Annotated in this window: 13 protein-coding genes; all 13 read left to right on the plus strand. The window is 72.4% G+C overall.

Features of this window, described 5'->3' with window-relative positions; genetic code table 11:
* Nucleotides 1–20 precede the first annotated feature (20 nt).
* A complete protein-coding gene (locus AB0F77_RS31635) occupies nucleotides 21–1,235 on the plus strand; it encodes a nucleotide disphospho-sugar-binding domain-containing protein (protein WP_361955101.1) in 1,215 nt (404 codons plus the stop codon).
* On the plus strand, nucleotides 1,217–1,798 hold the full coding sequence (gene rfbC, locus AB0F77_RS31640) for a dTDP-4-dehydrorhamnose 3,5-epimerase (RefSeq protein ID WP_361955102.1): 582 nt from the start codon (nucleotides 1,217–1,219) through the stop codon (nucleotides 1,796–1,798). Before AB0F77_RS31635 ends, rfbC begins: the two co-directional genes overlap by 19 nt.
* On the plus strand, nucleotides 1,795–2,928 hold the full coding sequence (locus AB0F77_RS31645) for a nucleotide disphospho-sugar-binding domain-containing protein (RefSeq protein WP_361955103.1): 1,134 nt from the start codon (nucleotides 1,795–1,797) through the stop codon (nucleotides 2,926–2,928). The genes rfbC and AB0F77_RS31645 overlap by 4 nt, the downstream gene beginning before the upstream one ends.
* 25 nt (nucleotides 2,929–2,953) lie before the next feature.
* The gene (locus AB0F77_RS31650) at nucleotides 2,954–4,021 is read left to right on the plus strand and encodes a glucose-1-phosphate thymidylyltransferase (protein WP_361955104.1); all 1,068 of its coding nucleotides are present in this window, start codon (nucleotides 2,954–2,956) and stop codon (nucleotides 4,019–4,021) included.
* Nucleotides 4,018–5,001, plus strand: a complete 984-nt coding sequence (gene rfbB, locus AB0F77_RS31655) for a dTDP-glucose 4,6-dehydratase (protein ID WP_361955105.1) — start codon at nucleotides 4,018–4,020, stop codon at nucleotides 4,999–5,001. The genes AB0F77_RS31650 and rfbB overlap by 4 nt, the downstream gene beginning before the upstream one ends.
* Nucleotides 4,991–6,052: an NAD(P)-dependent oxidoreductase gene (locus AB0F77_RS31660; protein ID WP_361955106.1), complete on the plus strand. Its 1,062-nt coding sequence runs from the start codon at nucleotides 4,991–4,993 to the stop codon at nucleotides 6,050–6,052. Before rfbB ends, AB0F77_RS31660 begins: the two co-directional genes overlap by 11 nt.
* Entirely contained in the window at nucleotides 6,049–7,353 is a 1,305-nt protein-coding gene (rfbH, locus tag AB0F77_RS31665; RefSeq protein ID WP_361955107.1) for a lipopolysaccharide biosynthesis protein RfbH, read from the plus strand. Before AB0F77_RS31660 ends, rfbH begins: the two co-directional genes overlap by 4 nt.
* Nucleotides 7,354–7,393: 40 nt before the next feature.
* Nucleotides 7,394–8,140 (plus strand): NAD-dependent epimerase/dehydratase family protein, encoded by a 747-nt coding sequence (locus AB0F77_RS31670; protein ID WP_361955108.1) that lies wholly within the window; start codon nucleotides 7,394–7,396, stop codon nucleotides 8,138–8,140.
* A gap of 97 nt (nucleotides 8,141–8,237) precedes the next feature.
* On the plus strand, nucleotides 8,238–9,638 hold the full coding sequence (locus tag AB0F77_RS31675; protein ID WP_361955109.1) for an NDP-hexose 2,3-dehydratase family protein: 1,401 nt from the start codon (nucleotides 8,238–8,240) through the stop codon (nucleotides 9,636–9,638).
* Nucleotides 9,639–9,646: 8 nt separating this feature from the next.
* Complete coding sequence (locus tag AB0F77_RS31680; RefSeq protein WP_361955110.1) at nucleotides 9,647–10,594, plus strand: Gfo/Idh/MocA family oxidoreductase; 948 nt, start codon at nucleotides 9,647–9,649, stop codon at nucleotides 10,592–10,594.
* A 171-nt stretch (nucleotides 10,595–10,765) separates the two neighbouring features.
* Nucleotides 10,766–12,358 (plus strand): acyl-CoA carboxylase subunit beta, encoded by a 1,593-nt coding sequence (locus tag AB0F77_RS31685; protein WP_361955111.1) that lies wholly within the window; start codon nucleotides 10,766–10,768, stop codon nucleotides 12,356–12,358.
* Nucleotides 12,359–12,399: 41 nt separating this feature from the next.
* A complete protein-coding gene (locus AB0F77_RS31690) occupies nucleotides 12,400–13,068 on the plus strand; it encodes a DsbA family oxidoreductase (protein ID WP_361955112.1) in 669 nt (222 codons plus the stop codon).
* A 211-nt stretch (nucleotides 13,069–13,279) separates the two neighbouring features.
* The gene (locus tag AB0F77_RS31695; protein WP_361955113.1) at nucleotides 13,280–14,815 is read left to right on the plus strand and encodes an FAD-binding protein; all 1,536 of its coding nucleotides are present in this window, start codon (nucleotides 13,280–13,282) and stop codon (nucleotides 14,813–14,815) included.
* The last annotated feature ends 94 nt before the right edge of the window (nucleotides 14,816–14,909 follow it).

Raw genomic sequence — 14,909 nt, forward strand, 5'->3', positions numbered from 1 at the left:
CGGAGAGGACTGTCCGTCAGATGCGTGTACTGGTGATCGTCACCCCCGTACCGTCCCATTTCCTGCCTCTGGTGCCCCTGTTGTGGGCACTGCGGTCGGCCGGACACGAGGTGACGGTGCTCGGCCAGCCGGACGTGCTCGGCGCGGTCCGGGCCTGCGGACTCACCGGCACCGGGGTGGGCGAGCTGTTCGACGTCGACGCCATGCTGCTGAGGAACCTGCCCGCGGAGCAGCGGCCCCTGCAGGCCCGGCCCCGTCCGGCACCCGAACTGCTCGGCGGGTACGGCAGGTTGTGGTGGGCCCACGCCACCGCGCTGCTCGACCGCTACACCGGCACGGCCGAGGAGTACGGCCCCGACCTGATCGTGGCCGACCCACTGGAGTACTGCTCCCTGATCATCGGGGCCCGGCTGGATGTGCCGGTGGTGCACCACCGGTGGACGGTGGACGCCATCTCCGGCCCCGCCCGGCGCTTCGTACGCCCAGGTGCCCGGGAGCCGGTCGAGCGGCTCGGCCTGCGCGAGCTGCCGGATCCGACCGTGCTGCTCGACCCGTGCCCGCCGGGCCTGCGGATCCCGGGCGGCGAGGCGGGCGTGCCGATCAGGTACGTGCCCTACAGCCGGGGCGCGGAGACGCCGGCCTGGGTGCGGGCGGACCCCGGTCCGCGGGCCGGGCTGCGGCGGATCGCCGTGTCGCTGGGCAACACACCGGCCCTGCACGGCGATCGCTTCGTCCGGCACCTGCTGCACGCCCTCGCCGCCCGGCCCGGCACCGAGGTCCTGGTCACGCTGCCGGAGCCGCACCGCGCGGCGGTCGGCCCGCTGCCGGCGAACGTGACGGCGCTCGACCCGCTGCCCCTGCACCTGTTCCTCGGGACCTGCGACGCGATGGTCCACCACGGTGGGGCCGGCACGGCGATGACCGCCACGGCCTTCGGGCTGCCGCAGCTGGTGCTGCCCCAGCTGGCGGACCACTTCCCGCTGGCCGACCGGCTCGCCGCGACCGGGGCGGGGCTGTCCTTCGACATGGCGGCGCAGCAGGACGACCCGCGGATCGTCGGCCGGGCCCTGGACGAGCTGCTGTCCGACCCGCGCCACGCCCGGTCGGCCCGCCGGCTGGCCGCGGAGATGGCCGCGATGCCCTCCCCCGCCGCCGTGGCCGCCGACCTGGAACGGCTCGCGGGAGCCACCACGACACCGAGAGAGGCGAGCCCGCAGTGCGCATCGAGGAAATGACCCTGCCCGGGACCTACCTCATCACCCCCGACCAGATTCCGGACGAGCGCGGGACATTCTACGAGTCCCTGCGCAGCGAAGCGCTGGAGAACGCCACCGGCGTCGCCTTCCGGCCCCAGCAGATCAACTACTCCGTGTCGAGACGGCACACGCTGCGGGGCATCCACAGCGTGCGCATCCCACCCGGGCAGGCCAAGGTCGTCACCTGCGTCCGCGGCGCGCTGCGCGACATCGTCGTGGACCTGCGGATCGGCTCCCCGACGTTCGGCGAGCACCGGGTCAACGAGCTGAGCGCGGACTCCGCCCGGTCCGTCTACGTCCCCGAGGGCGTGGGCCACGGGTTCCTCGCCCTGACCGACGACGCCTGTATCTGCTACGTCGTCTCCACCACGTACGTGCCGGGCACCCAGATCGATCTCAATCCGCTCGATCCGGAACTCGATCTGCCCTGGAACTGCCCCGGGGACCCGCTCATCTCGGACAAGGACGCGAAGGCGCCGACCGTGGCCGAGGCCGTGCGGGCGGGCATCCTCTCCCGGTTCGACGCGGTGGGGGCGTCATGAGGATGCTCTTCGTGGCGGCGGGCAGCCCGGCGACGGTCTTCGCCCTGGCCCCGCTGGCCACCGCCGCCCGCAACGCTGGCCACCAGGTGGTCATGGCCGCGAACGACGACATGGTCCCGGTCATCACCTCCTCGGGCCTGCCGGGCGTCGCGACCACCGATCTGCCCATCCGGCACTTCATCACCACGGACCGCGCCGGCAACCCGGAGGCGATTCCCTCCGACCCGGTCGAGCAGGCCCTGTTCACCGGGCGCTGGTTCGCGCGGATGGCCGCCGCCGCCCTGCCCCGGATGCTGGAGTTCTGCCGCGCGTGGCGGCCCGATCTGATCGTCGGCGGCACGATGAGCTACGTCGCCCCGCTGCTCGCCCTGGAGTTGGGCGTACCGCACGTGCGCCAGACCTGGGACGCCATCGAGGCCGACGGCATCCATCCCGGCGCCGATGCCGAACTCCGGCCGGAGCTGGCGCGGTTCGGGCTCGACCGGCTGCCCGAGCCGGACGTGTTCGTGGACATCTGCCCGCCGAGCCTGCGGCCGCCGGGCGCCGCCCCGGCCCGGCGGATGCGCTACGTACCGGCCAACGGCCAACGGCGGCTCGAACCGTGGATGTACGGCCGGGGCGAGCGCCGCCGCGTCCTGGTGACGTCCGGCAGCCGGGTCGCCAAGGAGAGCTACGACCACAACTTCGCGTTCCTGCGCGGTCTCGCCAAGGACGTCGCCGCCTGGGACGTCGAGCTGATCGTGGCCGCGCCCGAGGCGGTCGCCGACGTCCTGCGGGACGAGTTGCCGGGCGTCCGGGCCGGCTGGGCGCCCCTCGACGTGGTGGCGCCCACCTGCGACCTGCTCATCCACCACGGGGGCGGCGTCACCACCCTGACCGGTCTGAACGCCGGCGTGCCCCAACTGCTCGTTCCCAAGGGTGCCGTGCTGGAGGAGCCGGCCCGCCGGGTCGCCGCCCTCGGGGCCGCGATCACGCTGCTGCCCGGTGAGGACTCCGCCGAGGCGATCGCGGACTCCTGCCAGGAACTGCTGTCCAAGGACGGATACGGCGAGCGGGCCCGCGACCTCTCCCGCGAGATCGCCGCCATGCCCTCGCCCGCGAGCGTGCTCGACGCGCTCGAAACGGCATGACCACACGAACCGAGAGGACCTCTCGATGAAGGCTCTGGTGCTCGCCGGCGGATCTGGAACCCGCCTGCGGCCTTTCAGCTATTCGATGCCCAAACAACTCATCCCCATCGCCAACACCCCCGTGCTGGTGCACGTCCTGAACGCCGTCCGGGAACTGGGGGTGACGGAGGTCGGGGTCATCGTCGGCAACCGCGGCCCCGAGATCGAGGCCGTGCTCGGCGACGGCGCCCGGCTCGGCGTGCGCCTCGTCTACATCCCCCAGGACGCGCCGCGCGGACTGGCCCACACCGTGTCCATCGCCCGCGGCTTCCTCGGCGACGACGACTTCGTGATGTACCTCGGCGACAACATGCTGCCCGACGGAGTGGCCGAGATCGCCGAGGACTTCACCCGGCAGCGGCCGGCCGCCCAGGTCGTCGTGCACAAGGTCGCCGACCCGCGGTCCTTCGGCGTCGCCGAACTCGGCCCGGACGGTGAGGTGCTGCGGCTGGTGGAGAAGCCGCGGCAGCCGCGCAGCGACATGGCCCTGATCGGTGTGTACTTCTTCACCGCCGCCATCCACGAGGCGGTGGCCGCGATCACGCCCAGCGCCCGTGGCGAGCTGGAGATCACCGACGCCGTCCAGTGGCTGGTGTCCTCCGGCGCGGAGGTCCGCGCCCGGATCTACGACGGCTACTGGAAGGACACCGGGAAGGTCGAGGACGTCCTGGAGTGCAACGGCCACCTCCTGGACGGCCTGGCGTCGCGCGTCGACGGACAGGTCGACGCCGGCAGCGTGCTCGTCGGCCGGGTCGTGGTCGAGGCGGGCGCGCGCGTCGTGCGCTCCCGGGTCGAGGGGCCGGCGATCATCGGCGCGGGCACGGTCCTGCGGGACAGCCAGGTGGGTCCGCACACGTCCATCGGCCGGGACTGCGTGGTGACGGACAGCCGGCTGGAGCGGTCCATCGCCCTGGACGAGGCGTCGGTCACCGGCGTGCGGGGGCTGCGCGACTCGATCATCGGGCGGGCCGCGTCCGTCGGCACCACCGGCCCCGGCACGGGCCACCACTGCCTGGTCGTCGGCGACCACACCCGGGTGGAGGTCGCGGCATGAGGATCCTCGTCACCGGTGCGGCCGGGTTCATCGGCTCGCACTTCGTCCGCGGTCTGCTGGCCGACGCGTACAGCGGCTGGGAGGGCGCCCAGGTCACCGCCCTGGACAAGCTGACCTACGCGGGGAACCGGGAGAACCTGCCCGCCGCGCACGAGCGCCTGGTGTTCGTCCGCGGCGACGTGTGCGACCGCGGCCTGCTGCGCGAACTGGTGCCCGGCCACGACGCCGTGGTGCACTTCGCGGCCGAGTCCCACGTCGACCGCTCCCTGGAGGGCGCCGGGGAGTTCTTCCGCACGAACGTCCTGGGCACCCAGACCCTGTTGGACGCCGTGCTGGAGAGCGGGGTCGAGCGGGTCGTGCACGTCTCCACGGACGAGGTGTACGGGTCGATCGACCGGGGCTCCTGGACGGAGGAGTGGCCGCTGGCGCCCAACTCCCCCTACGCCGCCTCGAAGGCCGGCTCGGACCTGGTCGCGCGGGCGTACTGGCGCACCCACGGCCTGGACCTCTCGATCACCCGCTGCTCCAACAACTACGGGCCCTACCAGCACCCCGAGAAGGTCATCCCGCTGTTCGTCACCAACCTGCTGGAGGGCCGCCAGGTCCCGCTGTACGGCGACGGGCGCAACGTGCGCGAGTGGCTGCACGTGGACGACCACTGCCGCGGCATCCACCTGGTGCTCAACGGGGGCCGGGCCGGCGAGGTCTACAACATCGGCGGCGGCAACGAGTACAGCAACCGCGCCCTGACCGCGCGGCTGCTGGAGCTGACCGGCGCGGGCGAGGAGATGATCCGCCGCGTCGCGGACCGCAAGGCGCACGACCTGCGCTACTCGATCGACGAGTCGAAGATCCGCGAGGAGCTCGGATACGCGCCGCGGACCGGCTTCGAGACGGGCCTGGCCGAGACGGTCGCCTGGTACCGGGACAACCCCGACTGGTGGAAGGCCGTCAAGCACGGGACGAGCCGTGCGCTCTGAACGCCGGCCGGTGACCGGGCGCTCGGTCGTGGTCCTCGGCGGCACCGGTTTCCTGGGGCGCCGCATCGGCGCGGCGTACGCCGCGGACGGCGCCCGGGTGCGGCTGGTCTCCCGCTCTGCGGCGGCGGTCCCGGCCGTGGCCGTCGGGCCCGGGGTGTCGGCCGTGGGCCTGGACCTGGTCACGGCGTCGCCGCGGGAGATCGCCGCGCTCCTCGCGACGGCCGGTGCCGACGTCGTGGTCAACGCGGCCGGCCGGGCCTGGCAGGCCGACGAGGCGGAGCTGGCCGCGGGCAACACCGCACTGGTCGAGCGGGTCGTCGCGGCGCTCGCCGCACTGCCCGGCCCGCCGGTGCGACTGGTCCAGCTCGGCACCGTCCACGAGTACGGGGCGGGCGCCCCGGACGCCGCCACCGGCGAGGACCACGAGCCCGCCCCGGTCACCCCGTACGGCCGCACCAAACTCGCGGGCACCCGGGCCGTGCTGCGCGCCCGGCGCGAGCACGGGGTGGACGGCGTGGTGCTGCGGCTCGCCAACGTGATCGGCGCCGGGGTTCCGGAGGGCAGTCTCTTCGGCCGCATCGCGGCGCACCTCGGGGCGGCCGCGCGCGCCGGCGCGCGCGGTGAAAAGGCCGCCGGACTGCGCCTTCCGGCGCTGCGCGCGGCCCGCGACCTGGTGGACGCCCGTGACGTCACCGCGGCGGTGCTGGCCGCGGGTGCGGCGCCGGAGGCGGACGTCGCCGGTCGGGTGATCAACGTGGGCCGTGGCACGGCGGTCCCGATGCGCGCGCTGGTCGACCGGATGATCGAACTCAGCGGGCTGGAGCTCCCGGTGGCCGAGGCGGCCGAGGGACCGGGCGCACGCACCGACGTCGCACGGCAGTGCCTGGACGTCTCCCGCGCCTGGCTTCTGCTCGGCTGGCGCCCGCTGCACACCCTCGACGACTCCCTGCGCGAACTGCTCGCCTCCGTAATGCCGCCGGAACACCCCCGGCCCGGCACACCACTCGGGATCACGGCCGGGGCTCCGGCCGAGGAAGGGACACGATCATGAGCGACCGCAAGGACCTGGTGCTCGACAGCGTCCGCGAGTTCCACCGGGAGGCGTCCCCGGCACGGGAGTTCGTCGCCGGCACGACGGAGATCTGGCCGTCCGGCGCCGTGCTGGACGACGACGACCGGGTGGCCCTGGTGGAGGCGGCGCTGGAGATGCGCATCGCCGCCGGAACCAGCTCCCGCAAGTTCGAGTCGGCCTTCGCCCGGCGTCTGAAGCGCCGCAAGGCCCATCTCACCAACTCCGGTTCGTCGGCCAACCTGCTGGCCGTGTCGGCCCTCACCTCGCACGTGCTGGAGGACCGGCGGCTGAGGCCGGGCGACGAGGTCATCACCGTCGCGGCGGGCTTCCCGACCACGGTCAACCCGATCCTGCAGAACGGTCTCGTCCCGGTGTTCGTGGACGTGGACCTCGCCACCTACAACACGACCGCCGACCGGGTGGCCGCGGCGATCGGCCCCAGGACGCGGGCCATCATCGTCGCCCATGCGCTCGGCAATCCCTTCCCGGTCACCGAGATCGCCCAACTCGCCGAACAGTACGACCTGTTCCTCATCGAGGACAACTGCGACGCGGTCGGTTCGCTGTACGACGGGAAGCTCACCGGCACCTTCGGCGACATGACGACCGTCAGCTTCTACCCGGCGCACCACCTCACCATGGGCGAGGGCGGCTGCGTCCTGACCGCCGATCTCTCCCTGGCCCGGATCGTGGAGTCGCTGCGGGACTGGGGCCGGGACTGCTGGTGCGAGCCGGGCGAGAACGACCGGTGCATGAAGCGGTTCAAGTACCAGATGGGCACGCTGCCGGCCGGGTACGACCACAAGTACATCTTCTCGCACGTCGGTTACAACCTGAAGGCCACCGACATCCAGGCCGCGCTCGGGCTGTCCCAACTGGCGAAGCTGGACTCCTTCATCGAGGCGCGGCAGCGCAACTGGCGGCGGCTGCGCGAGGGTCTGGACGGCGTTCCGGGGCTGCTGCTGCCCGAGCCCACCCCGCGCTCCGAGCCCAGCTGGTTCGGTTTCGCGATCACCGTGGACCCCGGGGCGGCGTTCGGCCGCGCCGAACTGGTGGACTTCCTGGAGGACCACAGGATCGGCACCCGCCGGCTGTTCGCGGGCAACCTGACCCGCCACCCGGCCTACATCGACCAGCCGCACCGGATCGTGGGCGAGCTGACCAACAGCGACCTCATCACCGAGCACACCTTCTGGATCGGGGTCTACCCGGCGCTGACCGACGAGATGCTGGACTATGTCACCGCCTCGATCAAGGAGTTCGTGGCCGCGCGCGGCTGAGCCGGACGGCCCTCCTCCCCTCCAGAGATCGGGACGATACATGGACGTTGTGGGAAACGGTTTCCTGGCGCGGAACCTGCGCCCGCTGGCCGGCCGGCATCCGGACACCGTCGCCCTGGCGGCGGGGGTGTCCTGGGCGAGCGGTACCTCGGACGCGGACTTCGCCCGCGAGGCCGCGCTGCTGGGCGAGGTCGCGAAGCGGTGCGCGGCCGAGGGCCGGCGGGTGCTCTTCTTCTCCACCGCGGCGACCGGGATGTACGGACTCGCCGAGGGACCCGGCCGGGAGGACGTCCCGGTGGCGCCCTGCACCCCCTACGGCGCGCACAAGCTCGCCCTGGAGGAACGGCTGCGCGACACCGGCGCCGACCACCTCATCCTCCGGCTGGGACATCTGGTCGGCCCCCACCAGCCCGAGCACCAGCTGCTGCCCACGCTGGTACGGCAGTTGCGCGAGGGGGTGGTCCGCGTGCACCGCGGCGCGGCCCGGGACCTGATCGACGTCGGCGACGTCATCACCGTCGTCGACCGGCTGCTCGCCGCGGACCTGCGGGCCGAGACGGTCAACGTGGCGTCGGGTTTCGCGGTTCCGGTGGAGCACGTCGTCGACCTCCTCGCGCGGGCCCTCGGGCTCGACGCGCGCAGGGAGTACGTCGACGCGGGCGGCCGCCAGCACGTGATCTCCACGGAGAAGCTGCGCGCCCTGGTACCGCAGGTCGCCCACATGGGCTTCGGGCCCGACTACCACCGGCGGATCCTCGGCGACTTCACGGCATCCGTGTACGTCTGAGCAGAGGGTTCCGCGGCCGTCCGCGGCACGCTCGACCCGCCCGGACCCATCGGACACGCCGCACACGCCGCACACGTCGAACACGGAGAGTTCCCTGATGCTGCCTCTCACCCCTCAACCGCGCGAAGACGCGAAGCTGCTGGCGGACCGGCTCGCCCTGTCGGCCGCGACCAGCCGGGGCGCACACCTGGCGACCGCCGGCTTCGCCGACTGGCTCGCCGCGCGGGGCCGCGCGAACGCCTTTCGCGTGGAGCGCATCCCCTTCGCCCGGCTGGACGGCTGGGCGTTCCACGACACCACCGGCAACCTCGTGCACCGCAGCGGCCGGTTCTTCACCGTCGAGGGCCTGCACGTCACCGAGCGGGGCGGCCCGTACGGCGACGGCCCCCACCGCACATGGCACCAGCCCGTCATCAAGCAGCCCGAGGTCGGCATCCTGGGGATCCTGGGCAAGGAGTTCGACGGGGTCCTGCACTTCCTGATGCAGGCGAAGATGGAGCCGGGCAACCCGAACCTGCTCCAGCTGTCCCCGACCGTGCAGGCCACCCGCAGCAACTACACCAAGGCCCACCGGGGCGCGGCGGTGAAGTACCTGGAGCACTTCGTCGGCCCGCGCCGCGGCCGGGTCGTCGCGGACGTCCTGCAGTCCGAGCACGGCTCGTGGTTCCACCGCAAGTCCAACCGCAACATGATCGTGCTGACGGACGACGACGTGCCGCTCCTCGACGACTTCTGCTGGCTCACCCTCGGGCAGCTGGCGGAGCTCCTGCACCGGGACGACGTCGTCAACATGGACTCCCGCACCGTCCTGTCCTGCCTGCCCGTCCCCGAGACGGCGGCCGACGCGCTGCTGTCCGACGCCCAGCTGCTGTCCTGGATCACGGGTGAGCGCTCCCGGCACGACGTGCACGCCGAACGCGTACCGCTGGCCGGGCTGCCCGGCTGGCGGCGCGGCGAGACGACCGTCGAGCACGAGGAGGGCCGCTACTTCAAGGTGGTGGCGGTGGCGGTGCAGGCCGGCAACCGCGAGGTCACCGGCTGGAGCCAGCCGCTGTTCGAGCCGGTGGGCCTCGGCGTGACCGCCTTCCTCACCCGCGCGTTCGAGGGAATCCCCCATGTCCTGGTGCACGCCCGGGTCGAGGGCGGGTTCCTGGACACCGTCGAGCTGGGCCCCACGGTGCAGTACACACCGGACAACTACGCCCATCTGCCCGCGGAGGAACGCCCGCTGTTCCTCGACACGGTGTTGGACGCGCCGGCGGACCGCATCCGGTACGAGGCCGTGCACTCGGAGGAGGGCGGCCGGTTCCTCAACGCCGAGAGCCGGTACCTGCTCGTCGACGCCGACGAATCGGACGCGCCCGCCGATCCGCCCGCCGGCTACGCCTGGGTCACGCCGGACCAGCTCACCTGGCTGGTGCGCCACGGCCACTACCTCAACGTGCAGGCCCGCACGCTGCTGGCCTGCCTCAACGCCGTCGCGGCGCGCCCCCGGTGAGCGGGCCGGTGCGCATCGGGGTCCTCGGCTGCGCGGACATCGCGGTACGACGGATGCTGCCCGCGTTCGCCGGCTCCCCCGGTCTCGAACTGGCCGCGGTCGCCAGCCGGGACGCGGCCAGGGCCGAGCGGGTCGGCCGGCGCTTCGGCTGCCGACCCGTCCGGGGGTACGCCGAACTGCTCGGGGCCGACGACGTCCAGGCCGTGTACGTGCCGCTGCCCGCCGCGCTGCACGCCCCGTGGGTGGAGGCGGCGCTGAACGCGGGCAAGCACGTACTGGCCGAGAAGCCCCTGACGACGGACCCGGAGAGCACCGAGCGGCTCCTGGACCTCGCCGCGAAGCAGGGCGTGGTCCTGATGGAGAACGTCATGTTCGTCCATCACCCCCGGCACGAGGCGGTACGGCGGCTGGTCGCCGACGGGCGCATCGGTGAACTCCGCTCGTTCCGTGCCGAGTTCGCCATTCCCCCGCTCGCCGACGACGACATCCGGTACTCCGCCGAGCTCGGTGGCGGCGCGCTCGCGGACGTCGGTCTCTACCCGCTGCGGGCGGCGCTGCACTTCCTGGGACACGGTCTCGACGTGGTCGGCGCGCGGCTCACCCGGGGTGCCGGACGAGAGGTCGAGACCGCGGGGGCCGCCCTGCTGGCCACTCCGGGCGGGGTCACCGCGAGCCTCACGTTCGGCATGGAGCACTCCTACCTCTCCCGGTACGAACTGTGGGGCAGCGAGGGCCGGATCACCGTGGACCGGGCCTTCACCCCACCCGCGGACCTCGTACCCGTGATCGGCCTGCACCGGGGCGCCGAGGCGGAGGAGATCCGGCTGCCCCCCGCCGACCAGGTCACAGCCACGGTCGCCGCGTTCGTCGCCGCGGTCCGCGCGGGGAGCGCCCCGCGCGCGGACACCGTGCGGCAGGCCGTCCTGCTGGACGACGTGCGCCGCCGTTCCGCATGACGGCCGTCTCCCGAGCGGGGGCGCGGCGGCACGACGTCCGCCTCTCGGCCGGGGCACGGCGGCGTGGCGGCCGGCGACGGGTCGTCGCGGTCCGTCCTGTCCTTCCCACCGGTCACGCACACGACGCCCCGCCGTGCGTGGCGCTCCCGACGCACGTGAGGCGGAACTCCCTTGACCACGATGGACGACAGGCCGCTGCCGGCGATCGAGTCCGCGGATGCGCGGGGCCGGGTGGCCGAACTGCACGAGCTCCGGGCCCGGGCGCTGGCCGGCCCGGACGAGAAGGCGACCCGCGCACAGCACACCAAGGGCAAGCTGACCGCCCGGGAGCGGATCGGTCTGCTGCTCGACCCGGGGTCCTTCCAGGAGGTGGAGCAGTTGCGCCGGCACCGGGCGACCGGTTTCGGGCTGGAGGCGAAGAAGCCCTACACCGACGGTGTGATCACCGGGTGGGGGACGGTGGAGGGGCGGACGGTGTTCGTCTATGCGCATGATTTCCGGATTTTCGGCGGTGCGCTGGGTGAGGCGCATGCGACGAAGATCCATAAGATCATGGACATGGCGATCGCGGCGGGTGCTCCGCTGGTGTCGTTGAACGACGGTGCGGGTGCGCGGATCCAGGAGGGTGTCTCGGCGCTGGCCGGGTACGGGGGGATCTTCCGGCGCAATACCCGCGCCTCCGGCGTCATCCCCCAGATCAGCGTCATGCTCGGCCCCTGCGCCGGCGGTGCCGCCTACAGTCCCGCCCTCACCGACTTCGTGTTCATGGTGCGGGAGACGTCGCAGATGTTCATCACCGGTCCGGACGTCGTCAAGGCGGTCACCGGTGAGGAGATCACCCAGAACGGCCTCGGCGGCGCCGACGTGCACGCCGAGACCAGCGGCGTCGCCCACTTCGCCTACGACGACGAGGAGACCTGCCTCGCCGAGGTCCGCTACCTGCTCTCCCTGCTCCCGCAGAACAACCGGGAGAACCCCCCGCGCGTCGATTCCGCCGACCCGGCCGACCGCCGCGGCGACGTCCTGGCCGACCTGGTCCCGGCGGACGGCAACCATCCGTACGACATGGCCGAGGTCATCGAGGAGATCGTCGACGACGGCGAGTACATCGAGGTCCACGAGCGCTGGGCCCGCAACATCATCTGCGCGCTGGCCCGGCTCGACGGCCAGGTCGTCGGCGTCGTGGCCAACCAGCCGCAGGCCCTCGCCGGGGTCCTGGACATCGAGGCCTCGGAAAAGGCGGCCCGGTTCGTCCAGACGTGCGACGCGTTCAACATCCCCATCGTCACCCTGCTGGACGTGCCCGGGTTCCTGCCCGGCGTGGACCAGGAGCACGGCGGGATCATCCGGCACGGTGCCAAGTTGCTGTACGCGTACTGCAATGCGACCGTGCCGCGGATCTCGCTGATCCTGCGCAAGGCGTACGGCGGGGCGTACATCGTGATGGACAGCCAGTCCATCGGTGCGGACCTGACGTTCGCGTGGCCCACGAACGAGATCGCCGTGATGGGCGCCGAGGGCGCCGCCAATGTCATCTTCCGCCGGCAGATCGCCGCGGCCGAGGACCCCGAGGCCATGCGGGCCCGCATGGTCAAGGCGTACAAGGCCGAGCTGATGCACCCCTACTACGCGGCCGAACGCGGCCTGGTGGACGACGTCATCGATCCCGCCGACACCCGCCGGATCCTCGTCCGCTCCCTGGCCATGCTCCGGTCGAAACACGCCGACCTGCCCTCCCGCAAACACGGCAATCAGCCACAGTGAGAAGGCACTCGACCGCACCGGCCCAGGGGAGGCACCACACCATGGCGGAACGCCCGACGACCAGGACGACCGTGCACGTCCGGATCGCCCTCGACGTGATCTGCGTCCACTCCTTCCTCGGCTACACCCGTTTCACCCGTGCGGCGGACCGGCTGCGCGCCGAGGGGCACCGGATCCAGGTGGAGTTCCTCCCCTTCGAGCTCGCGCCGGGCGCCGGCACCGAGGGGGCGCCCCTGCTGCCCGTACTGGAGCGGACGTTCGGCCCGCAGGCGGTGCGCCAGACGCTCCTGTTCGCGGAGCAGGTGGCGGCGGAGGGCCTGGAGCTGCACTACGACCGCGCCGTCGCGACCGGCACCTTCGAGGCGCACCTGCTCATCGCCCGGGCAGCCCGGCAGGGCAGGGCAGGGCCGATGGTGGAGCGTCTCTTTCGCGCCCATTTCACCGACGGTCTGCACATCGGCGACGCCGCCACCCTCGCCCGGCTCGCCGAGGAGGCCGGCGTCGCGGCGGACGACTCCGCCCCGGGGACGGCACGGCGGGCGGCGGAGACGGACCGCCTGCGCGCCGAACTGGACCGGGTGCGCCGCCTCGGCGTCACCGGTGTGCCGGTGTTCTTCGTCGGCGGCGGCCGGCTGCTGACCGGATCCCGGTCGGAGGCCGAACTGCTCGCGGCGCTCCGCGAGGCGGCGGGGTCCGCCTCCGGCGGCTGACCGGAGCGTCCGGAACCTCAACCTCCGCACCGAGGCACGACAGATCCACGTCAAGCACGTGGTGACGCGCCCCGGGGACTGCTTGGCTGAAGCCCTCCCCCGGCGCACGTCCGACATGCAGCGAGTTCTCAGCATCCCAGTACAGATTGGGCCCAACATGTTTTCGCGACGCAGGTTCCTGAGCTCCGCGACAGCGGTGGCCGGTGCCACGGTGGGGTTCGCCGCACTGCCCTCCACCGCGGCCCGGGCCGCCACCGCCCGGGTCGCCCCGGAGGTGATCGTCAGACCGGGTGACGCCCGGTACGCGGAGCTCGCGGGGCGCGGGTACAACACCCGGTTCGTGGCCACGCCGGACGAGATCTGGCTCGTGCACTCCGCCGCCCAGGTGGAGAAGGCGGTGAACCAGGCCGTCGCGGGCAACCAGCGCATCACGGTGCGCAGCGGCGGTCACTGCTTCGAGGGTCTGGTCGACAATCCGCAGTTCCGTGTGCTCGTCGACCTGTCGGAGCTGAAGGGCGTCACCTTCGACCGCACGATGAACGCCTTCGCCGTCGAGGCCGGCGCCCGGCTCGGCGAGGTCTACAAGGCCCTGTACGAGGGATGGGGCGTCACGGTCCCGGGCGGTGTGTGCCCGGAGGTCGGCGTCGGCGGTCACGTCTCCGGCGGCGGGTACGGCCCGCTGTCCCGCCGCTTCGGCCTCGTCGTGGACCACCTGTACGCCGTCGAGGTCGTCGTCGCGGACCGGGGCGGCCGCGCCCGCACGGTGATCGCCACCCGCGACGCCGACGACCCGAACCGCGACCTGTGGTGGGCGCACACCGGCGGGGGCGGCGGCGGGTTCGGCATCGTGACGAAGTTCTGGTTCCGCACGCCGGGTGCCACGGGCGGCCCCTCCTCGCTGCTGCCCAAACCGCCGACGCGGATGCGCAAGACCATCGTGAGCTGGCCCTGGGCACAGCTGACCGAGGCCAACTTCACCCGTCTGGTGCTGAACCACGGCGCCTGGCACGCCGCGAACAGCGCTCCCGGGTCCGCGTACGCGGCGATGCACAGCTCGCTCCAGCTGCACTCGTCGTTCGCGGGCACGGTCGAGCTGGAGATCCGCATGGACGCGACGCTCGCGAACACCGACAAGCTCCACGACGACTACATCGGCGCGGTGAACGCGGGTGTCGGGGTGCAGCCGACGGTCGACATCACGGAAGGCACCTGGCTGGAGATCGCCCTGGAACCGACGGCGAGCTACGGGGCGTACTCGCGCCAGAAGTCCGTGGGCGGCCACCTGCGCAAGCCGCTGACGGTCACTCAGGTAGGCGCGGTCTACCGCTCGTTGACCGATCTCTCCCATTCCGGCGTGGGACTTGTTTATCTTGCGGCCTACGGTTGCAGGATAAACACGGTGTCGCCGTCCGCGACGGCGATACCGCAGCGGGACTCCGTCATGAAATTCTGGTACACCAACAACTGGTCAGAGGCGGCACAGGACGACAGCGAGGTCAACTGGCTGCGCACACTGCGCAGGAACGTCCACTCCGCGACCGGCGGTGTCCCCGTGCCCAACGCCCAGCAGGACGGCGGTTACATCAACTACCCGGACATCGACATGCGCGACCCGGCGCAGAACACGTCCGGGGTGCCCTGGTACTTCTTGTACTGGAAGCACAACCACCCCAGGCTCCAGCGAGTCAAGGACACCTACGACCCCAAGAACGTCTTCCGGCACGCCCTGTCCCTGGACCCCACCTGACGGACCGCCCGGGCGGCCGGGCCCCGCGCCGGAAGCACACGCACCATCTCCCCCACATCCGCGCCGGTCCGGGGCGCGGCACGACAGCCCGGAG

The organism is Streptomyces sp. NPDC026672 (assembly GCF_040638185.1).
In the GTDB taxonomy this organism is placed as follows: Bacteria; Actinomycetota; Actinomycetes; order Streptomycetales; family Streptomycetaceae; genus Streptomyces.

Coding starts and splice junctions, on each gene's coding strand:
- AB0F77_RS31635 (WP_361955101.1), top strand. CDS start 21: ATGCGTGTACTGGTGATCGTCACCCCCGTACCGTCCCATTTCCTGCCT.
- AB0F77_RS31645 (WP_361955103.1), top strand. CDS start 1,795: ATGAGGATGCTCTTCGTGGCGGCGGGCAGCCCGGCGACGGTCTTCGCC.
- AB0F77_RS31650 (WP_361955104.1), top strand. CDS start 2,954: ATGAAGGCTCTGGTGCTCGCCGGCGGATCTGGAACCCGCCTGCGGCCT.
- rfbB (WP_361955105.1), top strand. CDS start 4,018: ATGAGGATCCTCGTCACCGGTGCGGCCGGGTTCATCGGCTCGCACTTC.
- rfbH (WP_361955107.1), top strand. CDS start 6,049: ATGAGCGACCGCAAGGACCTGGTGCTCGACAGCGTCCGCGAGTTCCAC.
- AB0F77_RS31670 (WP_361955108.1), top strand. CDS start 7,394: ATGGACGTTGTGGGAAACGGTTTCCTGGCGCGGAACCTGCGCCCGCTG.
- AB0F77_RS31675 (WP_361955109.1), top strand. CDS start 8,238: ATGCTGCCTCTCACCCCTCAACCGCGCGAAGACGCGAAGCTGCTGGCG.
- AB0F77_RS31690 (WP_361955112.1), top strand. CDS start 12,400: ATGGCGGAACGCCCGACGACCAGGACGACCGTGCACGTCCGGATCGCC.